This is a genomic window from Alkalimonas collagenimarina (genome assembly GCF_030717845.1).
In the GTDB taxonomy this organism is placed as follows: Bacteria; Pseudomonadota; Gammaproteobacteria; order Enterobacterales; family Alteromonadaceae; genus Alkalimonas; species Alkalimonas collagenimarina.
This window is the reverse complement of sequence record NZ_JAUZVZ010000010.1, coordinates 84,776-107,397: the sequence shown is the minus strand read 5'-3', so window position 1 is coordinate 107,397 and position 22,622 is coordinate 84,776. Positions and strand designations below refer to the sequence as shown.

General features: G+C 49.6%; 25 protein-coding genes. 11 read left to right on the top strand and 14 right to left on the bottom strand.

Features of this window, described 5'->3' with window-relative positions; all coding sequences use genetic code 11:
* Nucleotides 1-135 precede the first annotated feature (135 nt).
* The 3 genes from Q3O60_RS08930 to Q3O60_RS08920 are packed head-to-tail and all read left to right on the top strand — an operon-like array spanning nt 136 to nt 5,185.
* A complete protein-coding gene (locus Q3O60_RS08930) occupies nt 136-1,626 on the top strand; it encodes a PAS domain S-box protein (protein ID WP_305893575.1) in 1,491 nt (496 codons plus the stop codon).
* Nucleotides 1,623-2,006, top strand: a complete 384-nt coding sequence (locus tag Q3O60_RS08925) for a response regulator (RefSeq protein ID WP_305893574.1) — start codon at nt 1,623-1,625, stop codon at nt 2,004-2,006. The genes Q3O60_RS08930 and Q3O60_RS08925 overlap by 4 nt, the downstream gene beginning before the upstream one ends.
* A 2-nt stretch (nt 2,007-2,008) precedes the next feature.
* Nucleotides 2,009-5,185, top strand: a complete 3,177-nt coding sequence (locus tag Q3O60_RS08920; protein ID WP_305893573.1) for an EAL domain-containing protein — start codon at nt 2,009-2,011, stop codon at nt 5,183-5,185.
* Nucleotides 5,186-5,200: 15 nt separating this feature from the next.
* Here Q3O60_RS08920 and Q3O60_RS08915 read toward each other — a convergent pair whose 3' ends face one another.
* The 3 genes from Q3O60_RS08915 to ycaC form a co-directional block, all read right to left on the bottom strand.
* Nucleotides 5,201-6,118, bottom strand: a complete 918-nt coding sequence (locus Q3O60_RS08915; RefSeq protein ID WP_305893572.1) for a pirin family protein — start codon at nt 6,116-6,118, stop codon at nt 5,201-5,203.
* A gap of 99 nt (nt 6,119-6,217) precedes the next feature.
* Nucleotides 6,218-6,784, bottom strand: a complete 567-nt coding sequence (locus Q3O60_RS08910; RefSeq protein WP_305893571.1) for a putative antibiotic biosynthesis monooxygenase — start codon at nt 6,782-6,784, stop codon at nt 6,218-6,220.
* A 53-nt stretch (nt 6,785-6,837) separates the two neighbouring features.
* A complete protein-coding gene (ycaC, locus tag Q3O60_RS08905) occupies nt 6,838-7,464 on the bottom strand; it encodes an isochorismate family cysteine hydrolase YcaC (protein ID WP_305893570.1) in 627 nt (208 codons plus the stop codon).
* A gap of 135 nt (nt 7,465-7,599) precedes the next feature.
* Here ycaC and Q3O60_RS08900 point away from each other — a divergent pair, with 135 nt between their 5' ends.
* Nucleotides 7,600-8,508 (top strand): LysR family transcriptional regulator, encoded by a 909-nt coding sequence (locus Q3O60_RS08900; RefSeq protein ID WP_305893569.1) that lies wholly within the window; start codon nt 7,600-7,602, stop codon nt 8,506-8,508.
* Nucleotides 8,509-8,554: 46 nt separating this feature from the next.
* Here the strand turns inward: Q3O60_RS08900 and Q3O60_RS08895 are convergent, their stop codons facing one another.
* Nucleotides 8,555-9,085, bottom strand: coding sequence for an NUDIX hydrolase (locus tag Q3O60_RS08895; protein WP_305893568.1), 531 nt, complete (start codon nt 9,083-9,085; stop codon nt 8,555-8,557).
* Nucleotides 9,086-9,323: 238 nt separating this feature from the next.
* On the opposite strand from Q3O60_RS08895, the gene Q3O60_RS08890 reads away from it, so the two are divergent.
* A complete protein-coding gene (locus Q3O60_RS08890; RefSeq protein ID WP_305893567.1) occupies nt 9,324-9,773 on the top strand; it encodes a DoxX family protein in 450 nt (149 codons plus the stop codon).
* A gap of 59 nt (nt 9,774-9,832) precedes the next feature.
* Nucleotides 9,833-10,717 (top strand): LysR family transcriptional regulator, encoded by an 885-nt coding sequence (locus Q3O60_RS08885; RefSeq protein ID WP_305893566.1) that lies wholly within the window; start codon nt 9,833-9,835, stop codon nt 10,715-10,717.
* A gap of 11 nt (nt 10,718-10,728) precedes the next feature.
* Here the strand turns inward: Q3O60_RS08885 and Q3O60_RS08880 are convergent, their stop codons facing one another.
* From Q3O60_RS08880 to Q3O60_RS08850, 7 genes are all read right to left on the bottom strand, one after another.
* Nucleotides 10,729-12,711 (bottom strand): CASTOR/POLLUX-related putative ion channel, encoded by a 1,983-nt coding sequence (locus Q3O60_RS08880; protein ID WP_305893565.1) that lies wholly within the window; start codon nt 12,709-12,711, stop codon nt 10,729-10,731.
* A 99-nt stretch (nt 12,712-12,810) separates the two neighbouring features.
* Nucleotides 12,811-13,089, bottom strand: a complete 279-nt coding sequence (gene ppiC, locus Q3O60_RS08875) for a peptidylprolyl isomerase PpiC (protein ID WP_305893564.1) — start codon at nt 13,087-13,089, stop codon at nt 12,811-12,813.
* A gap of 8 nt (nt 13,090-13,097) precedes the next feature.
* Entirely contained in the window at nt 13,098-13,268 is a 171-nt protein-coding gene (locus Q3O60_RS08870; protein ID WP_305893563.1) for a DUF2256 domain-containing protein, read from the bottom strand.
* An 18-nt stretch (nt 13,269-13,286) separates the two neighbouring features.
* Nucleotides 13,287-14,162, bottom strand: a complete 876-nt coding sequence (locus Q3O60_RS08865) for an HDOD domain-containing protein (RefSeq protein WP_305893562.1) — start codon at nt 14,160-14,162, stop codon at nt 13,287-13,289.
* A gap of 110 nt (nt 14,163-14,272) precedes the next feature.
* Nucleotides 14,273-14,737 (bottom strand): hypothetical protein, encoded by a 465-nt coding sequence (locus Q3O60_RS08860; protein WP_305893561.1) that lies wholly within the window; start codon nt 14,735-14,737, stop codon nt 14,273-14,275.
* 66 nt (nt 14,738-14,803) lie between these two features.
* Nucleotides 14,804-16,702, bottom strand: a complete 1,899-nt coding sequence (locus tag Q3O60_RS08855; protein ID WP_305893560.1) for a M48 family metallopeptidase — start codon at nt 16,700-16,702, stop codon at nt 14,804-14,806.
* A gap of 6 nt (nt 16,703-16,708) precedes the next feature.
* Nucleotides 16,709-17,299 carry a LemA family protein gene (locus tag Q3O60_RS08850; protein WP_305893559.1) on the bottom strand — a complete coding sequence of 197 codons (591 nt, stop codon included), beginning with the start codon at nt 17,297-17,299 and terminating at the stop codon, nt 16,709-16,711.
* 205 nt (nt 17,300-17,504) lie between these two features.
* On the opposite strand from Q3O60_RS08850, the gene glpE reads away from it, so the two are divergent.
* Nucleotides 17,505-17,831 carry a thiosulfate sulfurtransferase GlpE gene (glpE, locus tag Q3O60_RS08845; protein ID WP_305893558.1) on the top strand — a complete coding sequence of 109 codons (327 nt, stop codon included), beginning with the start codon at nt 17,505-17,507 and terminating at the stop codon, nt 17,829-17,831.
* Complete coding sequence (gene glpG, locus Q3O60_RS08840; RefSeq protein WP_305893557.1) at nt 17,824-18,675, top strand: rhomboid family intramembrane serine protease GlpG; 852 nt, start codon at nt 17,824-17,826, stop codon at nt 18,673-18,675. The genes glpE and glpG overlap by 8 nt, the downstream gene beginning before the upstream one ends.
* Before the next feature lie 22 nt (nt 18,676-18,697).
* Here glpG and Q3O60_RS08835 read toward each other — a convergent pair whose 3' ends face one another.
* Nucleotides 18,698-19,117 (bottom strand): flagellar basal body-associated protein FliL, encoded by a 420-nt coding sequence (locus Q3O60_RS08835; RefSeq protein WP_305893556.1) that lies wholly within the window; start codon nt 19,115-19,117, stop codon nt 18,698-18,700.
* 244 nt (nt 19,118-19,361) lie between these two features.
* Between Q3O60_RS08835 and Q3O60_RS08830 the strand changes: the two genes are divergently transcribed.
* Together Q3O60_RS08830 and ubiA are read left to right on the top strand one after the other, a co-directional pair.
* Nucleotides 19,362-19,892 (top strand): chorismate--pyruvate lyase family protein, encoded by a 531-nt coding sequence (locus tag Q3O60_RS08830; RefSeq protein WP_305893555.1) that lies wholly within the window; start codon nt 19,362-19,364, stop codon nt 19,890-19,892.
* On the top strand, nt 19,889-20,770 hold the full coding sequence (gene ubiA / locus Q3O60_RS08825; RefSeq protein ID WP_305893554.1) for a 4-hydroxybenzoate octaprenyltransferase: 882 nt from the start codon (nt 19,889-19,891) through the stop codon (nt 20,768-20,770). The genes Q3O60_RS08830 and ubiA overlap by 4 nt, the downstream gene beginning before the upstream one ends.
* Before the next feature lie 9 nt (nt 20,771-20,779).
* Here ubiA and Q3O60_RS08820 read toward each other — a convergent pair whose 3' ends face one another.
* Nucleotides 20,780-21,433, bottom strand: a complete 654-nt coding sequence (locus Q3O60_RS08820; RefSeq protein WP_305893553.1) for a 2OG-Fe(II) oxygenase — start codon at nt 21,431-21,433, stop codon at nt 20,780-20,782.
* A gap of 152 nt (nt 21,434-21,585) precedes the next feature.
* Between Q3O60_RS08820 and Q3O60_RS08815 the strand changes: the two genes are divergently transcribed.
* On the top strand, nt 21,586-22,167 hold the full coding sequence (locus tag Q3O60_RS08815) for a DUF3833 family protein (protein ID WP_305893552.1): 582 nt from the start codon (nt 21,586-21,588) through the stop codon (nt 22,165-22,167).
* Between the two features lies 1 nt (nt 22,168).
* On the opposite strand, the gene Q3O60_RS08810 is transcribed toward Q3O60_RS08815, so the two are convergent.
* Complete coding sequence (locus Q3O60_RS08810) at nt 22,169-22,561, bottom strand: DUF2721 domain-containing protein (RefSeq protein ID WP_305893603.1); 393 nt, start codon at nt 22,559-22,561, stop codon at nt 22,169-22,171.
* Between the last annotated feature and the right edge of the window lie 61 nt (nt 22,562-22,622).

The following is a 22,622-nucleotide window of genomic DNA, read 5'->3' as shown; positions in this document are numbered from 1 at the left end:
TTTGCCTGTAGCCTCATTTAGTATTTGTTATATATTTATCATGCTTTGGTCAAGTACGGTGTCAAACTCTATCTATACTCATACTTTATAAGCGTTTTTCAGCGAGAGGTTGGCTGACAAGGAAAGGCTGAGCTTATGTCTGATGACTACTATCAATTGATTGCAGAGTCGACACCCGACGCTCTTGTCGCTTTGTCACCAGATGGTGAGGTGTTGCAATGGAACCAGGGGGCAGAGCATACCTTCGGCTATAGTAAGGAAGAGTGCCTTGGTCGATCGGTATTTAAACTGGTGGTGCCAGCAGATCTGTTGGCACAAGAGCGCACTATTCTACAGCAGGCATGTATGGAAAATATACCTGCCTATGAAGCCTACCGCGTTCGCAAAGATGGCTCACTGATTTACCTGAATATCTCGATGCAGGCTGTGCATCGAAGCGATGGACAACTCGATTTCATCCTGACCAATAATAAAGATGTGACGCACTTAAAAACAAAACGGGATGCCAGGTTTCTGGAAGCACGTTATCGTGACTTGCTGGATTCGACCCCCGATGCCATCGTGATGGTGAATGTATTTGGTCGCATCGTGCTAGCTAATGGTCAGGCAGAAAACGCGTTCGGCTGGCAGCGGGATGAATTGCTGGGTAAACCGGTGGAAAGCCTGTTACCTGAGCGCTATCACTCGTCTCATGTCGGCCATCGCTCTGATTTTTTTACCAATCCTCGTACCCGCTCGATGGGGGCTGGCCTGGAGTTGTATGGAGTGCGAAAAAATGGTGAAGAATTTCCGGTCGAGATCAGTCTTAGTCCGTTAAAAACGGAAGAAGGTGTTTTGGTGATGAGTGCCATTCGCGATATCACTGATCGAAAGCGCGTCGAACGCGAGCTGCAAAGTAAAAATATGGAGCTGGAGCGGGCCAATAATGCCAAAGATAGCTTTCTTGCGGTGATGAGTCATGAGCTTCGTACCCCGCTGAATGCCATCATTGGTTTTACCGGTACCCTGTTGATGAAATTACCTGGCCCTCTGACCTCCGAGCAAGAAAAGCAACTGAGTACGGTGCAACGCAGTGCCAAGCATTTGTTATCTTTAATCAATGATTTGCTGGATTTGGCAAAAATAAGCGCCGGAAAAATCAGTGTCGACATGGAAACGCTGGATGCAGGTACTATCGCCATGGAGGTGATCAGTACTTTGCAACCCGCGGCAGAGCAGAAAGGGCTTCAGCTAGAGCATAATTTGGCTGAAGATACGCCGAAGGTTCTGGCTGATAAGCGAGCGCTGCACCAAATTATTTTGAACCTGATTAACAACGCGCTGAAGTTTACCGAATCTGGCCGGGTTGACATCAGTCTGGAGCCGACGCTGGATGACGCTGGAAAACTCTGGGTGGAGCTGCATGTGAAGGATACCGGTATCGGTATTTCCTCAGAAGATCAGGCGAATCTGTTCTCGGCTTTCACCCGACTGAATTTAAACAACAACGCCGAGAAAGAAGGCACTGGTCTCGGGCTGCATTTAAGTCAGCAACTGGCCGGGTTGCAAGGTGGTCAGATCCTGTGCCAAAGCCAGCAGGGTAAAGGCAGTACCTTTACCCTGAGGTTGCAAGGAGCAGAGGAATGAGTGCCCGTATTCTGGTGATTGAAGATAACCAGGCAAATCTGGAGCTGATGGTGTATTTGCTGCAGCAGCAGGGAGGTCATGAAGTATTCACGGCAACTGATGGCATAGAAGGGCTTGCCGCAGCTGAAAAAGAGCAGCCAGCATTGATCCTGTGTGATGTGCGGATGCCAAATATGGATGGCTACGAGTTTGTGCGTTGTAGTAAAGCGGATTTAGCGCTTAAGCATATTCCAGTTGTTGCTGTCACCGCTTCGGTGATGGCTGATGAGCAACAGAAAATAGAGCAAGCCGGTTTTGATGGCTACTTTACAAAGCCGATTGATCCTGAGAGCTTCGTGCATGCCACCGAGCAATTTCTGTCAGTGAGTACGGGGGATTAGTCATGGTCACAATTCTGGTTGTTGATGATCACCCGGATGGTAGAGAATTACTGGTAACACTGCTAGGTTACCGCGGTTATCGAATGCTGGCTGCCAGTGATGGTCGCGAAGCCCTGTTGCTAGTGCAGCAGGAACGGCCTGATTTAGTCATAGCCGACGTGCTTATGCCCGTAATGGATGGCTACGAGTTTGTAAAACAATTACGAGCTAAACCTGATATTGCTCAGACCAGAGTCGTGTTCTACACCGCCAGCTATCATGAGAAGAGTGCGCTCGATCTGGCGAATAAGTGCGGTGTGCTGGCAGTGCTAACTAAACCGGCAGAACCTGCTGTGTTACTGTCGATGGTCGAGCAGGTGCTGGATGAGCTGCCTGAGCAGACGCCAGCCGTTGAATCGTCAGAGCTGGATCAGCAGCACTTACGGTTGATGACAGACAAACTCAAATTTATGGCGGATACGCTGGGGGTCGCTAATCAACGCTATGCTGCATTAATTGAAATTAATTTACAGCTGGCCTCGGAGCGCAACTCTCAACGATTACTCGACTGTTTGTGCCAACAGGGGAGGCAATTGGTTGGTGCTAGTCTGGCTTTTTTGCATTTGCCCGAGGAATCTGCAGATGGGGGCGCCGTAACCCTGGTCAGTGGTATGGATGCTAGTCTTGCTGCATTGAAAATTTCAGATAAGCAACTGCCGGAAGCATTTAGCCTCGTGTTGAGGGAAGGAAGTACCGAACGGCTGATGAATCGGACGGGTCAACCGCAGGCGGTAGGATTACCAGCGGCTTATCCAGCCGTGTTTTCGTTGCTTGTGGCTCCCATAGCTTCGCCGAATAAGGTGTACGGCTGGATTTGTCTTGGCAATCGTCTTGCTGACACTGAATTTAATGATGAAGATGCCCAGTTACTGGCTATTTTGGCGGCACAAGCCGGCCGAATGTATGAACACAGTAGTCTGTTTATTAAATTGCAGGAGCAGGAAGAACAATTTCGCCAGCTGGCAGAAAATATCAACGATGTATTCTGGCTGAAGTCTGTCGATACTGGCCAGAACCTTTACGTCAGTCCTGCCTATGAAGATATCTGGCAACAATCAAGACCAGAAGCTAGCGATCAAAGCAAAGTCTGGCAGAAGCAGGTTCATCCGGATGATCGAGGCTTATTGCCCGCACTTGAGGATGAAGCAGAGCAGTACGATATTACCTACCGTATTATACGGCCGGATGGGTCAATTCGCTGGATCCATGACCGAGGTTTTCCCGTGTTTAATGCCGAGGGTGAATTGTATCGGTTTGCTGGCATTGCCGAAGATATTACCCCTCGTAAAGAAAACGAAGAAAAAATTGCCCGCCTGACCCGTCTTTATGCGGTATTAAGCCAGATCAACTCGACCATAGTACGACAGCATGATCGTCAGTCGATGTTTGATGAATCCTGTAAGATTGTCATTAATCATGGTCACTTTGGCTTAGCCTGGGTTGGTTACTGGAGAGCAGACATTAAAAAAATCGAGCTGGCTGCTATTCAGGGCCGATTTAAAAGCCAGACCAGGCGTCGGCAAGTTATTGCGCTGAAAGGACAACGTTGCACGTTACCGGGAGGGGTGATGGCGCAGGCCGTTCGAAGCAAAGAGACGGCGTTTTGTAATGACGTGAGCTTGTTACCGCGTTTGGGGGCATCACCGCTGCATCGTTTGCGGGCAGACTTTGGTTCTGAGATCGCCTTGCCTCTTATTGTTGGTGGTGAGGTGGTAGGCTTATTTGTGCTGTATGCGAATGAAGCAGGCTTTTTCGATAAAACAGAACTGGCGCTGTTAAAAGAATTGGCCCACGATATTTCCTTCGCGCTGGAGTTTATTGAGAAAGAAGAACAGACCCATTATCTGGTGCACTACGATGTATTAACTGGCTTATCGAATCGATTTTTATTTCATGAGCGGCTGGGCCAATGGCTGCAGTCAGCAGAGCGCGAAGCTGAACAACTGGCTGTGCTCATTATAGATGTTGTGCGCTTTAAACAAATCAACGATACCCTGGGCCGTCAGGTTGGAGATGGTCTGGTGCTGGAGCTAAAGCGCCGCTTGCAGCTGTGTGTGCCACAGGCTGTAGACCTGGCCAGGGTTGGGCCAGATCAGTTTGCCCTGGCATTAGCGGATGTGCGTAGTCCGGGTGATATTGCCCGCTTGATTAAAGGCCCGATGACGGAGGAACTGGAGCAACCAATAGTTGTTGAACAACAAGAGCTGGTGGTGACTGTCCGGGTCGGGGTGGCGTTATTTCCAGATGATGGTAAAGACGCTGAAGCCTTATTCCTGCGTGCCGAACTGGCACTAAAACTAGCAAAACAACAAGCAGTACGCTATCTGTTTTTTAATCAGACTATGTCGAGTCAGGTGGCACAAAAGCTCGATATGGAGCATAAGTTACGCCGGGCGATAGAGCAGGCAGAGTTCCGTCTTTATTATCAGCCAAAGGTGTGTCTGCAGACGGGTACTATTATTGGCATGGAGGCCCTAATTCGTTGGCAAAGCCCTGAACTTGGTTTAGTAGCACCATTTCATTTTATCCCATTGCTGGAAGAGACAGGTTTAATCTTAGAGGTTGGCAATTGGGTGTTGCAACAGGCGATACTTGACCTGCAAGAGTGGAAACGTCAGGGCCTGGTTCCGCCTCGGGTGGCTATTAACCTCTCAGCACTGCAGTTGCGGCAGCAGCATTTTGTGCAGCACATTGAGCAGATGTTGCAGGAAAGCCCGGAAGCTGCCTTGCTGGACTTTGAGTTGACCGAGAGTGTGGTGATAGCCGATGTGGCCGATAGCCAGCGAAAGCTGGGGGCTCTTCGTGCGCTTGGTTTGCCGATTGCGATCGACGATTTTGGTACCGGCTATTCATCGCTAAGTTACATTGCCCGCTTACCGCTGGATACCTTGAAGATTGATCGCTCTTTTGTTGTTAAAATGACGGAGAATCATGCCGACAGAATGATCGTCTCTACCATTATAACTATGGCCCACAATATGAACTTAAACGTCGTGGCCGAAGGTGTGGATAGCACTGAACAGCTCGCTTTATTGCGCGAGCTGAAATGCAATCAAATGCAGGGGTATCTTTTTAGCAAACCGGTACCCGCTCAGGATATATGCAGTCTACTGCAACAAGGTACCCGATTAGAGCTCTGAATTTACCTTGATTGGTTACGTAGCTGGGAATGGAATAAACTCTTTCTCATCACCCGGTACTTTTTCAAAGCGACCTTGTTGCCAGTCCTGCTTCGCCTGCTCAATCCGATCTTTGCGGCTGGAGACAAAGTTCCATTCCATATAGCGCTTACCAATGCTTTCACCGCCAATCAGTGCAATGCGGCTGGGTTCGCTTGCAGTAATCATGACGCCTTCCGCTGCGGACAGTACTACCAGCTGATGAGCGTTTACCTGGCTGTCTTGCAACTGTATCTGCCCTGATAGCACATAAAGTCCACGTTCCGGGCTATCTGGCAGTTGCAGGCTTTGGCCTGCTTGCAACTCTGCTTCGATATACAACGTTTGATAAAAGGTTTTCACTGGCGATGCTACGCCATAGGCGCTGCCAATTAATACCCGCACCGGCACATTATTGATGGTTGTAGCCGGAATGTGGGCGGAAGGGTAATGGTAAAAGGCCGGATCGATCTCTTCATCGGCTTCTGGCAATGCCATCCATAACTGCAAGCCATGCAAACGGTGATCACGGTTGGTGACTTCTGGTCGCTCTCTTTCTGAGTGAACAATGCCTTTGCCTGCCACCATCAGGTTGATATCACCAGGTGTAATGGGCTGCTCACTCCCTAGTGAATCACGATGAAAAATCTCACCTTCGAACAAGTAGGTGACGGTGGCCAGATTGATATGTGGGTGCGGCCGAACATTGATACCACTGCCTGCGGCAAATTCGGCAGCGCCCATTTCATCAAAAAATAACCAGGGGCCAACACTGCGCCGCTCGCGCACTGGCAGGCTTCGTCGAACGGTAAAGCCGCCCAAATCATGTGGCCGTGGCTCTATTATCAGTTCAACTGCAGCGCAACCCTGTTGAATGGTGCAGTCAGATTCAAGTGTTTTACTTTGTGTGCTCATCGGATGCTCTTTCTTTAATTAGCCTTAGCAAGCTGTGGGTTTAATTTAGGCGCTCCGAACGGGTAAATCAAACCCGCGTGTCCGGATAGTTGTTTTTGATTATCGCTTAAACAACCAACCAGCCAGCAGCGATACCAGTCGTGGCATGATGATATAGACCACAAGGCCTACAATGATAGCCGCGCTGATGAAGTGACGGATCCCCCAGTAACCAAGCAGTGGCCAGGCATTAAAGGCCAGTTGCAGTACCGGAGGCACCAGTATCGTCAGCAAGCAAATCACGAACGTCGTCAGGAGCCATTGCTTCCAGCGCACCGGGTGAGGAACCGGGCTGTTTACAGGTTGAAACCAATGGTCAATACCGGTAGAAATGCGAACATTCTCGGGTAGTTGCAATAGTGGAGCTACATCTTCAATCAGTTGCTTGCGAATGTCTGACGTCAGCCATCGCTCAGCATCAGCCTGACTGGAAAAACGTACTGCAATGTCGTACTGCTGCTGTCCCTTCACTGGTTTTAGGATACTCACGCCCTGATGACCGGTAAATTCGGCAGCGGCCTGAATAATATCGGCCAGCCAGGATTCATAGCTATCCATACTATCTGGGCGCACCTGATGGTGGATCAGAATGGAAGCACCGGCTTGTGTCTGTTGTGGTGTTGCCATGATGGGCTCCATCATTGAACAGGGCCTGCATCCCGGATGCAGGCCCTGAGACGTTATTTACCAGCGGTTAAGGTGGTGAAGCTGTTGATCAGATTGCGGTAGTCTGGGATATGGTTGGAGAACAGTTGTCCCAGGCCTTCCACATCGTTGCGCCAGTCCCGATGCAGTTCACAGGCAACACCAAACCAGGTCATCAGCTGGGCGCCGGCATCCGACATCCGTTGCCAGGCCGAATCGCGGGTTAACTCGTTGAAGGTTCCGGAGGCGTCAGTAACGACAAAGACGTCAAAACCTTCTTCCAGAGCTGACAAGGTTGGGAAGGCCACGCAGACTTCGGTTACCACACCAGCAATAATCAATTGCTTTTTACCGGTAGCTTTAATCGCCGCGACAAACTCATCGTTATCCCAAGCATTGATTTGGCCGGGGCGGGCAATGAAAGGGGCATCGGGGAAGGTTTCTTTTAACTCAGGCACCAGCGGGCCGTTCGGGCCGTTTTCAAAACTGGTGGTTAAAATGGTGGGCAGCTTGAAGTAAGCGGCTAAATCGGCCAGGGCAAGTACATTATTTTTGAACTTGTCCGGGTCGATATCTCGTACCAGTGACAGTAATCCGGTTTGATGGTCAACCAACAGTACCGCTGCGTCGTCTTTATTGAGTCGTACATAGGGTTTGCTCATGGTTCGCTCCTGATGTATTCACCGGTGGCGGAAGTGCAACCGGTCATTGAAACTAAAGTCTAAATGGTGAACAAAAGAAGCGGTAGACTGCTAAAATGCAATGCAGCGTTCTTAAATTGGAACAATGAGGGCTCTATGCAGGATTTGAATGATCTTTATTATTTTGTGCAGGTGGTTGAGCATCAGGGGTTTGCCGCAGCAGGCCGGGCGCTCGGTATTGCTAAGTCTAAGTTAAGCCGCCGTATTGCGCTGTTGGAAGAGCGATTAGGCGTGCGGTTGATCCAGCGCTCGAGCCGTCATTTTTTGATCACCGACGTAGGTCAGCACTATTTAGCGCATTGCCGGGCCATGCTGGTCGAAGCTGAGGCAGCTCAGCAAGCGATCGATGCGGTCAGGGCTGAGCCGTGTGGCACCATTCGGTTAACCTGCCCGGTTGGTTTATTGCACTTTCATGTGGGGGCTATGTTGGCAGAGTTCATGCGGTTGTACCCTAAGGTCAATGTTCAGCTTGAAGCGACAAACCGGCGGGTTGATCTCTTGGCGGAAGGTGTGGATTTGGCCCTTCGGGTACGTCCTTTACCGCTTGAAGACAGTGATTTAATGCTGCGTATCCTCTCGGATCGTGGCCAGTGTCTGGTGGCTAGCCCTGAACTGGTGCAGCAGCAGGGTGGGTTACCCCAACAAGTTGGCGATTTGTTGGCCTGGCCAAGTCTGAGTCGGGCAAACCCGCAGGAACACCATGAGTGGTGTTTGCAGCATGCCGATGGCCGGCTGCAAAAGCTAGCCTTTCAGCCACGTTATACCACCAGCGATATGTTGACCTTAAAAACAGCGGCACTTGCGGGTGTGGGCGTGGTGCAGTTGCCACTATTGATGCTGCAACAAGAACTAGCAGCGGGCAGCTTGATCCATCTATTGCCTGAATGGGAACCGCGTCGTGAGGTGATCCATCTGGTATTTCCATCGCGTCGAGGCATGCTGCCAGCGATTCGCGCATTAATAGACTTTCTGGTTGAACGCTATGCCCGAATTATGGAAGACTAACTGTGTAAAGCTTAAATTGAAGCTGAGTAAAGTGTCTGTTCGGTGGTTAGTCGACGGTCTGACCTAGCAGCTCTTGCTCTATCTGTTGTAGTAAAAAGGTTTCACGCACAATGGATAGCCCCATGCTGTTGGTTTGGTGCTGCATCACTTGCTGATTATGTTGTATAGCCTCGGCAACAGGCACCCAGAGCGGTCGCATGCCGTTTTGCTGCTCATAGTGCTCTAGTTGCTGGGCACCAAGTTCATCAGCCATACTGCACTGGTAGCAATACGAACGCATAAACAGCACATTGCAATCGTTCTTGTACCAGGGGCGGTACTCCTCCACGATGCCAAAATCAGCTAGGATCTCAATATCACGGGCACCGGCTTCCTCAGCTAGTTCCCGTTCTAATGCTTGATGCAGAGATTCGTCGGCATCGACGCCTCCGCCTGGCAAGCTGAAGTCGTTGTAGCGTTCGGTAAACAACAGCAAGATGCGATCATCTTTTAAAACAATGCCACGAGTCACCAGACGTTGCTCAACCCGGCAATTCGGCGTGGGGGTGATGTGATGAAATTGCTGCAATAAGCGCATCTTTTTATTCCATTCGATCTGGGCTGTCTGTATACAGGCGGCCGATACTAGCAAAGTCTGTGTTGGGATGCAGCTATGCAGCCATCTTATCGCTATATTGATTCTTTTTATTAGAACAAAACGATTCTAATTATCCAATTTTATAATTCATTGCTCTGATCTATTCTAACCTTATCGACAACGCACTGGCATGAATGGCCACGGGTCGACATCAATCAATTACAGCGAGGGTGTTAAGATGAACAAAGCAATCACATTACTGAAAAAACTGATGGCCACAGAAGCAGGCTGGGGCGCTTTGGTGCTACGGGTGCCGATAGGCATAATCTTTGCCGCACATGGAGCACAAAAATTGTTTGGCTGGTTTGGTGGCTACGGTTTAGAAGGCACTGGGGGCTGGATGGAAAGTATTGGTCTTGCTCCAGGTGTGCTGATGGCTTTTTTAGCAGGTTCAGCTGAGTTTTTTGGTGGTTTGGCGCTGATAGTTGGTGTGCTGACGAGACCTGCAGCAGCGGTGCTGGCGTTGACCATGTTGGTCGCTATTTTTGCTGTACACTTTGAACATGGCTTTTTTATGAGCAACAACGGATATGAGTTCGGCTTGGCATTGTTAGCAGCCAGTGTTTCTTTGTTGTTTAGCGGTGCCGGTAAAGTATCGCTGGATGCTGTTCTAAGCCGCTCTCGTTAATCCATGCTGCATAAACCCGGTTAAGGCCGGGTTTAATTTTTTCTTTGAAGGAGGAAGTTATGGCCCGTTCAACCCTGGAGCAATGGCGAATGTTTCAAGCCGTTGCTGAACATGGTGGTTTTCATCAGGCTGCCGAGGCTGTGTTTAAAAGCCAATCCAGTATTCATCATGCGGTGCATAAACTGGAAGATGTGCTTGGTGTTACTTTGTTTCAGGTGGAAGGGCGAAAAACCCAGCTGACTGCCGCTGGCGAGCAGCTGTTGCGCCGAATCAACTTTCTGATATCAGAAGCCGGGCGTATGGAACAAGTTGCCATCAATCTGCAATCCGGTGTGGAATCGAAGCTAAGTATTGCGGTCGATGAAGCGTTTCCCCGCAGTATTCTTTACCAGACGCTGGAGGCCGTATCGCATGAGTATCCGTTGATCCGGATTGAGCTGATGGAAAGCATATTATCAGGTGCCAATGAGTTGTTAGCGCAGGGAAAGGCGGAAATAGCTGTGTCACCTTTTACTCTGGCCGATAACCTTAGTGAAGACATCTGTCAGGTCGAGTTTGTTGGAGTCGCAGGGGCTGGGCATCCATTGCATCAGTTGGATCGTGAGTTGACGCTGGAGGATTTAAAAGAGTGTAGACAAATCGTGCTGCGCGACTCTGGCTTAGCTCGGGAGAAAGAGCATGGTTGGTTAGGTTCAGAGCAACGCTGGACCGTTAGCCATGTCGGCACCTCGATAGAGCTGCTACTTAAAAATCTTGGTTTTGCGTGGATCCCACGGCATGCGGCTCAGTCGTTTCTGGCTAGTGGTCAGTTGATTGTGCTGCCTCTGCCTCGAGGAAGCAGCCGTAGCATGACCTTTTATCTCAACTTCAATGACGCCGATACGCTTGGCCCGGTTGCTCGGGCTTTTTTAGGGCATCTTCGTTATCTGGCGCAGCATGCTTAGCGACATATTGACTAATCCGGGTAAGTTTCCAATACCACGATCAAGTCATTTGGTTTTAGCTGCAGTGGCTGACTAAGATCCGGATTGAGCTGCAATGGTTTTTGCGCTGTTGATGGGGGCGTTGCGTAATAGATCCCTAAAGCAATTTCGCCCTGATCCCAGGCCTGTTGGCGGATCGAGCCAAACGAGGTGGTACCGGGCTGTAACTTATAGTCGGCTAAAGAGCGAAAGCTTATTTCCGGCCCTCCGGCGCTGAACAGGTCATTTATGGCAACCAGCAGCTCGCGGCGCAAAGCAACATGTATCAATAAGTGGCTTAACATCAGTGGGCTGATGATCACTTCACCTGCCCGGTGACCCAGCAAGCGTTCATTGCTTGGATCAGAAAACTCTAGCAGCAGTTGAGGTTGTTTTCTGGCATGTTGCAGTAGGTTTTCCAGTTGCAGGTAGCCAACAATGGAGCGAGCATCGGCCTCTTCACCAGAGCCAAGCCGATCGCTACTCATTAGGACGATACTGTCGAAATTGGCCAGCACCAGATGTTGCCACTCAACTTCATTGGTCACTTCGGCGACGATATGCTTCAAGGTGATGCCTGGGTGGTCCAGGTTTTCTGCGGCGAGTAACTGCTCCCGTTCTGCCACCGTCCGGCTGGACATAATGGTAATGTGGTAATGATCATGTCGATAGCTGGTAAATTCACGCAATAACGCAGGAACCTTTCGGCTCCATCCCGCAATAAGAATGCTTTTTTCCTGGATTTTCTGTTGTGCTTTTTGCTGTATTTGTTCTGGTTGAAGCAGCTTGCTGCTTTTCGTTTTAACAACCAGCCCGGGGGTAGGTGGCAATCGATGCTGAGCTTGCTGGTAGTCAGCTGCCAGTAACAATACGGCATCATCCGCAGTCAGTGGTAAATCTGCAGCTGGGTTGAGCATGGCGGTAAACTGATCTCCCTGGCTACGGATCAGGCCACAGAAGCAGGCCTGAGGAAAGCGGCTACGGATCTGTCCTACCAACTGACCAGCCAGAGCTGGATCACGGTGCAAGTAGAAGCTCTGACCAAGATGATGACTGAACAGCTCGAGGTAAATAGACGATAAACCCGGATGACGGATATTTTGCACCATCAGCCGGCTGATGGTGCAATCGCCGCTGATGATCTCCAGCGGGCCATGATAGGCTCTGCGGGCAATGGCAACTTTATGCGGGCTTTGTATTTCAGCGACCACGTAGGGCAGTGCTGTGGTCACTGTATTGGCTTGGCCATTTAACGCCAGTAGTACTTTTATGGTTTCAACATCAGCGGAAACGCTACTGTCCTGAGCAAAGGTTTTAGCAGGGACGATAATCGCCGCAGCTTGCTGGCAGGCGGCACGCTGCAAATGCTCACTGTTCAGTGATGAGCCTGAGCGCAGTATAATCTCATTGAAATGTTTGCCGAGGACTGGATCGGATCGCAGCTCTTCTGCCAGTTCTGGCCGAAGATCGTCTGCTAGTACCACCACTCGTAAGCGGCCGGATGCACCTAGTCGAAACAAAAAGCGCTTGGCTCCGCCTTCAGCCATCCATAGCTCGCGCAATAAAGGCAGAGTGCTATCCGTCCAGCCCAAAACAACAATATGATGCTTTAGGCTGACGGGAGTGAATCCGCGCTCAAGTGAGCGCATCTGGCCACTGAGCCACTGTGTCAGGATAGCGATGAGCGCACCCATGAACACGACGTAACCACTGACCGTCAGAATGGTAGAAACGATACGACGCCACACGCCTTCATCATCGCCGAGATAACCTGGATCGGTTAGTCGTAAAAATGCCCACCAGATGCTGTCTAGAATGTTTTCGCCGGTCTCACCAGTCCCCAAAGCCAGCACGCCGCCCAGTACCGAAATAAGACCGACCAACGCGGCCATCACAAGTAACTGATATTGGGTGCCGCGCACGAATTGACGTTCGAGAAAGTAGCGAAGGCGGTTTAACAGATTGGTTCGCATCATGATAAGGATAAACGGATAAGGATAGTTGAGGGTACTATAGCTGCTTTTATCGCAATTCAGTAGCTAAGTATCTGTTATGAGATATGGTTAAACTATTATTTAGTTGCGGTAGAGGGTTTTAATCAAATGGAAGCCAAACTGTGTTTTTACCGGTCCATGCACTTCTAAAATTGTCTTTTTAAAGACCACCTCGTCAAAAGCGCGCACCATTTGTCCTCGACGAAACTCACCTAAATCGCCACCTTTTTTCCCTGAGGGGCATAGTGAATGCTTTTTAGCTAAGGAGCCAAAATCAGCACCTTTGGCCAACTGTCGTTTCAGCCGTTCAGCTTCGGCTTGGGTTTTTACCAGTATATGCAGGGCGCAGGCTTTAGCCATAAAAACACTCACGGTTCATGGGTTGATGAATGGTCGGGGTTGGAATGGCGTTGCCTTCGACAACGCTCACTGCAATATTTTACCTGATCCCAGCATTTTTCCCACTTTTTCCGCCATGTAAAAGGACGCAGACACACCGGGCAGGTTTTTTCAGGCAGATGTGGTTTTTGATGCGCCATAAGGAACTAGAAAGAGCCCTAACTGGTGTAGATGTTTTTGATGTCGTGCTGATGCAGAAGCTCACCCAGCTCGGGCAATTGAAACAGTTCGAGCCCCAGTACATCAAGGATCTGCGGAGCGAATTGATCCCACTCTGGATCCAAAGTGAGATCCAGCAAAATACGGCTTTCTCCGCTCATGTGTTCAGCCAGTTTCAACATGGCAAAAAGGCGCTGTTCTAATTCACTATCTGAAGCCAAAATCAATGCCGGACTATGGTGATACGCGATGACATTGCAGATCTCTGCAGGCAAGCCCCACGATTGAGCAATCAGATAACCGAGGATTTCATGGCAGGTGGCAAAGCGTTGTTCCTCGGTTTCACTGTACCCTTGCCCAGCCAGCAAACCCAAGCGAAGCATGTCGGTGTAATTATTCGCCTGTGCAGTAATAAGAGCAATGCCGGCATTACGAAATAGCCCCAGGGTGTAACAATCGTCAGCTGTTTCTTGGCTCCAGTCCAAGTGCTTGGCCAAAGTGGCAGCGGTGGTAGCCACCAGCAAGGCATTGGACCAAAGTTTTTGCGAGAAGGGATCTTGCTGCTGCCCTTGTTCCAGAGTAAAGCGTAACAGCACGCTGCGCACCAGCTTGACAACACGGGTCACGCCCAAGAACTTGCATGCATGCTCAATCGAGGTGATTTTTGTGCGTAAGCCAAAGTAAGCGGAGTTGACTACTTTCAGGGTAAAGCCAGCCAGGCCGATGTCCAGATTGATCAGCGTAGCCAGGCGTTGAGCATTGGGTTCTGGTTGCTGCAGCAACTGCTGAATGTGCAGCAGCACATCAGGTTGTGGTGGGATGGTAAAGCCTTTTAGTGCCTGTTCTATGGCATTCATATCCAGTGGCTGGGCCATCCGGTTGTCTCCACAACGGTTAAGGAATAATCAATATTATTAAAGCAAAATCCACTACAGTTGCCAACTTAAAACGACAGCTAAGCGTTGGTTACCGATGGTGAGATAACTCAGGAATCGAGGTAGGGTCGGCCACTCATCAGGCTCTGTGCCAATTGCCATTCAGCATCTTTATCGGCACCGGACAAATCATTGAAGTGTACTTCGAACTGAATGTAGTCTTCTTCGGCAGGATGGCTGCTGATCAACCGATCGGGAACTTGACCAACCTGACGACAGGCGTGAATAGCAACCTGAGCAGCTTGCTCCATCAAGGCCAGAAACTTGCCTAAAGGCAATTGCTGAAAAATAGCATCATCAAGTTGCGACCAGCCCAGTAAATCAGCGCTGATATGACCATCTTTGTGATCGGTAAACAGCATCGAAACGGCAGGTGAGTCTGGGTTTTCTCCGGCCTTGTAACGGGCTAGATCATCGGCATCAAACAGCATGACATAGCCAAAGGCCGGGCAGCCTTCAGCATCCATATCGTCAAAAGACGGATCATAGATCAGAAAAAAACGTTGTTCAGACATCAAGGCCCCTGTTCTTATACAAAGGCATATTGTACCGAACTGTCACGCTGAGCTAAAGGGCTATTTTTACATCGCTTCAGCTTGGTATGGGATCTCCAGCAATAAAGAAAGCGCAAGTAATTGTACTTGTTGCTGATCAGAGACCACTTCATCGGCCTGACTGGTGGCTAAAATAGCTTGCCATAGGGTTTCTTTCAGTTTAGGGCTGGCTGCCATCAAGATAGGTAGATGCTGCTGAAGCTGTTGATAATCGCTCTCCGGTTTGGCCTGCTCCGTGGGTAGCTTCAATGCGGCCAAGCCAGCTTGCCAGCTTTGCAGTTGGCGCTGCTGATCCTGATGGGTGGCCGTGGCGATAAGACTCAACAATTGCAAACCAGGCTCGCGAATGGTTTTAAACTCAGTCGCTGAAGTTTTGCGTTGTACATCGCTGCTACGAAACTCGCTGGCTACCACATGATCAACCAGCTGGGCAATGGCCCACTCCAATAAATCAAGCTGGCCATCGGCTTGGATCAATGCCAGCAGTAATTGTTCAAATCGTTCAAAGCGAACCGGAGTTAGCGTCTTAAGGCTGGGGATACTAAGTTGAGCCAACATCAGCTTTTGGCGATCTGATAAGTGCTCCACCTGACTGAGCATCCGATCAACATCTTGCAGCAAGGCAACTGAGCTTTGCTCTCGGATCAGCGTCAATTGCTGTTGTCGATGCTCGTCATGTTCGCTGATCAACATGGCGAGAAGCAGTGGTTCAGCTTGCATGGGTTGATGAGCACTTTGCACCAGTAACATTGGCAGTGCCGCCAGTAACCGCTCGCCGGCACTGCCAGGGCGAGATGTTGTCTGTGATGCTGAGGACTGTGTTGCCGTTGACTCTTCAGCATCACTGGTGTTTTGTTCGGCGGCAGTTAAATTTGCGGCTGAAGTACGTGCCTCTGGTAAGCGGCCATTCCAACGAGGATCCAGCCGTTTAATGCGATCATTTAGTGGTGGATGAGTAGCAAAAATACTGGCCCAGCGGCTGATACCTTCGCCAAAAAACAGATGGCTGTTTTCATCGGCGTTGGGGTGTTTAAGTTTGGTACCGCGAGAGCTGGCGGCAATTTGTTTTAGTGCTCCGGCAATGCCCTCCGGGTTACGAGTAAACTGAACGGCAGAGGCATCCGCCAGATATTCACGTTGTCGACTAACTCCTGCTTTAATCAGATTGCCAAAAAACGCCCCGAGATAACCCAGAATGGTCAGGCCAAGCCCGAGCAATAAAATGGCTGCGGCGCCTCCACCGCCTTTATTGTTGCTTCGGCGACTTGATACCATGATGGCGCTGCCACGGCCACCTCGAAGCAGCAAATAGCCAATATGTCCGACAAACAAAATGCCGTTAAGCACAGCAATCATCTTGATGTTCATTCTCATATCGCCATTGAGTATATGGCTGAACTCATGAGCGATTACGCCTTGCAGCTCATCACGATTCAATTGCTCTAAGCAGCCTTCGGTGACACCCACAACCGCATCGGCTGGGCTATAACCAGCGGCAAAGGCGTTGATACCTCGTTCGGGTAAAATATAGACGGCAGGGGCTGGTAAGTTGGCTGCTAAGGCCATTTCATCAACCACATTCAGTAACTGGCGATGTCGTGGGTCAGCACTGTCAGGGCTTAACCGCACCCCTCCCAGCGATTCGGCCACCACTTTGCCCCCCTGACGCAGTTGTTGCCACTTAAACAGCATGGCACCACCAATGGTTGTCAATACCACCAGGCTGGTCCAGAGGATCAGATCCAATTTGACGAGTCCTTGCTGTAAGCCAGTTTGAATGGCTTGGCTATCGGCAAAACCAAAAGCTATTGCTACCAAAATATTGGTAAGAGTCAGTAGCACTAATACTGCGATGGCAAATAAGCCCACTAAAATACGGGTATTACGGCGGGCTAAATCTTGTTGACTAAAAAAATTGGTAGCCATAACTGTTTAGAAGCTGACTTTAGGGGCAGCTTGAATCGCTTGGCTGTCTTCAAACTCCATTAGTTTAGCATCGGTTGCGTGGCCAAAACTTGGCGCCAGCACCACCTGAGGGAAGCTTTGTTTGTAGCTATTGTAGCTGGTGACGGCATCATTAAAGGCTTGGCGAGCAAAGGCAACGCGGTTTTCGGTACTGGTAAGCTCTTCGGACACCTGCATCATATTCTGGTTAGCTTTTAAATCCGGGTAGGCTTCCATCACCACATTAAAGCGACTCATCGCACCTTGCAAGGCCGATTCGGCACCCACCAGTTGACTCATAGCCGCTGGGTCTCCCGGATTGTTGGCCGCAACTTTCAAGCCAGCTGAGGCAGCATTACGTGCATTGATCACAGCTTCCAATGTATCGCGTTCATGTGCCATGTAGGCTTTAGCCGTTTCAACTAAATTAGGAATTAGATCATAGCGCCGCTTTAGTTGCACCTCTATTTGTGCAAAGGCGTTCTGGTAGCGGTTTTTCAGCTTGACCAAGTTGTTAAAGATACTGATGACAAAGAAGATCAAAATCAGTACGACGGCTAGCACAATCAGGGAGGTCATGGTTTTTCCTTATTTATATGGCGGCATGATGTCATTACTTGTCTAGTGTTAACGTTAGTTTAATCATTTGTCCAGCCCTACCTGATAAAAAGTGATAAATGTGCGATATTTTGATGTTATAGCGATGTTTTGTCGGCTCTGGTGATGGATCTAAAGCAAGCTAAAAATGGTATACTCCTGTCATCGGTATTGATAGGGAAGGACCATGACGGATTTTAAACATATTTCAGTGGCTGAAACGGCAGAGCGACTTGCTAAACAGCAAGTGGTGATTGCTGATATACGAGATGAACAAAGCTTTGCCACGGCGCACATCGAAGGTGCCTATCATTTAACATCCACCAGTTTAAGTGTTTTTATGCAACAGCATGACTTTGATGCCGCTGTGGTGGTGGTGTGCTACCACGGCAATTCCAGCCAAGGTGCAGCTCAGTATCTGGTGCAGCAAGGTTTTGACGAGGTCTACAGCATGGATGGTGGTATGGCAGCTTGGCAGTTGACACTTCCAGTCATGAGCAGCACCGATGAATAAAATTGGCGAGCTAAACTCAGTTCGCGCGGCCATGGTGTTTGCTGACTATTGTGTCACTCGTGGTTGGCCAGTGCAGGCGGTACCCGAACCGGCAATGGCTGAGCAGCCTGAGCTGGCGGCCTTGTATGTTGAGCCTGATTATGAGGCAGATGTGGTTGCTGCATTGCAGCAGTTTTTGCAAGAGCCTGATCATCCACGTTATCGCTCAGCTGCCTGGCAACGTAGTCAGGTTGCTGTATCCGGGCCGGGCCAAAGTGTATTCAGTGGCTTGGATGCGCGTGCTTTTTCGGGGCTTGTCACCATACTGGTGTTGTCGGCTTGTCTGTTGGTGTATGGCTGGCAACAGCTGGCCCCACAAGTCGCATTTGGCTGGCTGGGAAGTTTTACTCAGCCAGAGTCGATCAGCTGGCTGCAGAGCTGGCGTTGGATTACACCGGCTGTGTTGCACTTTTCGCTATTGCATTTGGTGTTTAATCTTATGTGGTGGTGGTTTTTAGCCGGGCAGTTTGAGCGGGTGCTTGGGCGTTGGCAGTTGATATCCTTCACCTTAAGCTGCGCTTTGTTGTCGAATGTAGCGCAATATCTACTGGTTGGGCCCTATTTTGGTGGTTTGTCTGGCGTGGTATACGCTTTATTCGGTTATTTTTGGTGGGCTGGCAGGCTTAATCCATCACAAGGGCTGCAGTTAAGCCCCGGGCTGGTTGGCTTCATGCTGATTTGGATGCTGTTAGGCTTTTTGGATGTGCTATGGATCCAAATGGCGAACTGGGCTCATTTGGCTGGCCTGTTGGCAGGGTGCAGCTGGGCATGGTTGTTACGGCACAAACAACCACGACAGCACTAACAACATGATAAGTACAGCACCACTATTGATACAGGTATTTGGTAAACAGGAGATCACGCAGCATTTGCTGGCCGGTCTCTCGCTCCAGAATTTGTTGCAGTTCTTGCAGGATGGTTTGGCGGATCTCTTCCCGGCCAGTTAGTGATTTGATTTTATCTTCGTGCTGCTGATTAAAAATTCGGATAATGGTATTTAGGATCAGTGGTTCATGGTGCTCGATATCGGCCAAGTATCGTCGATCAGCGACCATCAATTCGACAGTGACGCGGATATAACCCAACGAGCGACGGCCAGAGGTCACGTAATTGGTCACGATATCGGGATCGAAGCCATAATAAACAATATCTTGCTCGTTCTGTCGAGCCTGACTCGGTGCAGCAAACAGGGCGGTGCACAGCAAGGTTGCCACTAGGGTGGTAAGCATCAACGCACGTAACATCATAAAACCAAGCTTCCTTTGTCATCTATCAATCAACATGGCATGGCATCATGCCACTCATGCTACCTATGGTAAATTTGTACAGCAACGCTAGTCTAATGATCATAGCAGCTTTTCCCGCATGCAAGTAGAGCCGTCGTTTTGCAAAATAGAAGGGGGCTGGTTGGTTATCGGCCATGAAAGCAAAAGCTGAAATGTAGCGCTGAACTTGCTATGATGCGGCGGTTTTTAACCAGATATCACAACCATGCCGATACAGACTGCAGATTATTTACTTCAAGCCCACTGGCAAGCTCCGGCTCAACTCCATTTGGCGCCGAACCTGAGCTCGTGGCTGTTGGAAACCGACTCGTTAACCGCTCGTTTGAAAAGCAAGAGCAGTCTCTTTCAAGTGCAACTTCTGAGTGAGGCAGAATATGCATTACCATCCCGGTTACAACGCGAGTTGGCTGATGCGAAGCGAGCTGTATTGCGGGAAGTGATCCTACGTTGCGATCAGCAGGCAATGATTTATGCACAAAGCTGGTTACCGCTGACGACTCTGCAGGCGATTGCCCCTTTAGCTGTTCTTGGCGAGCAACCACTTGGGGAGTTTATTTTTCGTCATCCAGCATTGCAACGTGGCCCTATCGAGTTGGCGCGGTTGGATAGTCGGCGACTCGGGCTACACCATGAATGCCCACAAGCAGATATTTGGGCTCGCCGCTCTATTTTTGTGCTAGACCAACATCCGTTGCAGGTGGTAGAAGCATTCTTGCCGCAGGTGTATCAGCTATGAACTGGCAGTTACAAGGTAGCCATTGGCCTTATTACCGGCAATTGATGCGCTTGGACAAACCCATTGGCATTTATCTTTTGCTCTGGCCCACCTGGTGGGCGTTATGGCTGGCTGCGGAAGGAGTCCCGCCATGGTCGATATGGTTGGTGTTTACGCTGGGGGTGGTATTGATGCGCTCGGCCGGCTGTGTCATCAATGACTATGCCGATCGCCATCTGGATGGTGCGGTGAGCCGGACCCGACAACGGCCATTAGCGGCAGGGCTGGTGTCGGCCACCGAAGCGCTGCAGCTTTTTGTCTTGTTACTTGTCGTGGCGGCAACCTTGTTGGTGTGGCTCAACTGGCAAACGGTATTACTTTCCTTTGGTGCGGTCGCACTGGCAGCCTGTTACCCCTTTATGAAACGCTATACCCACTTACCGCAAGTGGTGCTGGGGGCTGCATTTAGTTGGGGCATGCCCATGGCCTTTATGGCCATTCAGTTGCAATTGCCAGCCATCGTCTGGTGGCTGTATCTGGCCAATTTATGCTGGACCGTGGCCTACGATACCTACTATGCCATGGTAGATCAGCCTGATGATGAGAAGATAGGTATTAAATCGACAGCTATCTTATTTGGCCGTTATGGTTTTCATGTGATTTTGGCTCTGCAGAGCCTGACTCTACTGCTGTTAGCTTACGTTGGTTATCTGGCAGCATTAGGATGGATCTATGGGGTGGCATTATTGGTTAGTGCTACTCTGTTTGTCTATCAATACCGACTGGCACGACGAAGCCGCCAGCACTGCTTCCAAGCCTTTTTGCACAATCATTATGTCGGTCTGGTGGTCTTTATTGGCATAGCACTGGATTACGCAGCAAAGAGTGCAGGGCTATAAAACAGCTTATCAGAATACTGGCGGATCTTGCCGAAACCAGCCTGCGATGCTGTATCGGTGCTGAGCAGTGGGTTTGACTTCATGCGGGAAGCGGCTGCTTTCAAACAAGATTAATGTGCCTGCTCGCGGCGGCAATATCAGCACAGGTTGTTGTTGCTCGTCATAGACCACCAATTCACCACCTTGCTCCACATCATTTAAGTAACAGACGCTGGTCACGCGCCGGCTGGCTTGATCGGAGAATGCATCCAGATGTGTCCGATAGAAATCGCCGGGTTGATAGTGAGAAAAATGACATTCGTAACCGGTTAAACCAAGAAAAAAAGAGCGATTTAATTGAGTTAAAATGGCATTGAGCTGCTGCATATATAGTTGCTGAGCAATGCTTTCCCCAGTGAGCCAGCAGGTTTTATCGCGACGGATATCTTGTGCAAGCTGCAAGGTATTGGCCCGACCGATGGCCGCAGGTTGTAACTTGGCCTGATGTTGCACTTCTTTCTTGAGGCTTTGAATAAGCTCAACTGGCAAAAAGTGAGGGAGCACTACAAGGCCATGCTGTTCAAATTCAGCAAACCCAAGTTCAACTGGTTGTAGTGGGACAACTTGGTCAATGCCTGGTTGGTCGATGTTTGAGTGAACGGCAGCCAGTGCAGTTTCCATCATCAGCTACCTTGTTGAGAAAGAGCGCAGTTATACGATGACGACTGCTTGCTGTCTAACAAGTTTAATTGCTGCTCAGGATAAGGAATTTTTCTGGTATTAAAGCTGAGCTAAAGCGTTAGCCGCTTCGTATTATTATAAAAATGGAGAATCGTATGAAATCTATAATATGGGCTTTAGCTGTTCTTGTATTGGCGGGCTGCAGTCGCTCGGTGATGGATTATAAAGCGGAGCAACCTCAATTACTGCTTAATGAGTTCTTTGTCGGCTCCGGTAAAGCATATGGGGTACTGCAAGATTGGCGAGGCCGTCAAACATTGCGCTTTACTGCCGATTTGTGTGGCGAGTGGCACGGACAGCAAGGCGATTTATATGAAGTATTTTATTTTAGCGATGATCGGGTCGAGTACCGCCACTGGCAATTGCAGCTGCACGCCGATGGTAAGGTGACTGGGACTGCGCATGATGTGATTGGTGAAGCAGCGGGGCAGTTAGCAGGTAACGCTCTATTTTGGGAATATACCTTACGTATTTCATACCAAGACAGTGATATGGATGTTCGGGTGAAAGACTGGATGTATCTGGTGAGTGATGACCAAATCATCAATCGCACCAGTTTGCATAAGTTTGGTGTGAAAGTAGCCGACCTGACCTTGTCATTGCAACAGCGCGATACTACTGCCGATTGTGGTCCGCTCAAGCAACAATTGCAGGAGCTGGCAGCCGCAGAGGGATAAGCTACTCCTTGCGGCCTTCCATCGATTCCAGCTCGATGTATATAGCATCGCAGGAAATTTGAATTTCATACAACGATAACGCCAGGCTGAGCAATAAACTGATCAGGCTGGCGGCAAAGCTGAGCTGGCCTGCAAACTCCCACTGCATAAACAAGCAAAACATCGACAAAGTGCACAACAGGAAGCTGAGCACCCCATAGGCTTGCATGGATCGGATCAAGCCAATACGTTTTTTTAAGTTAGCAATCTGCCGTATAACCAGCGCACGAACCTGCTTGCCCTCGCGTTCATTTAACTCCCGGATTAACTGTGCCAACACCAGGAATCGATTGGTATAGGCCAGCAATAACAGTGAAATTGCCGGAAACAATAAGGCTGGTGTGGTTAAACTCATCATGGTAAAACTCTCTTCAGTTCGGGTGGCTGTGATGGCAAGGTTTTGATTCGCTTATTCT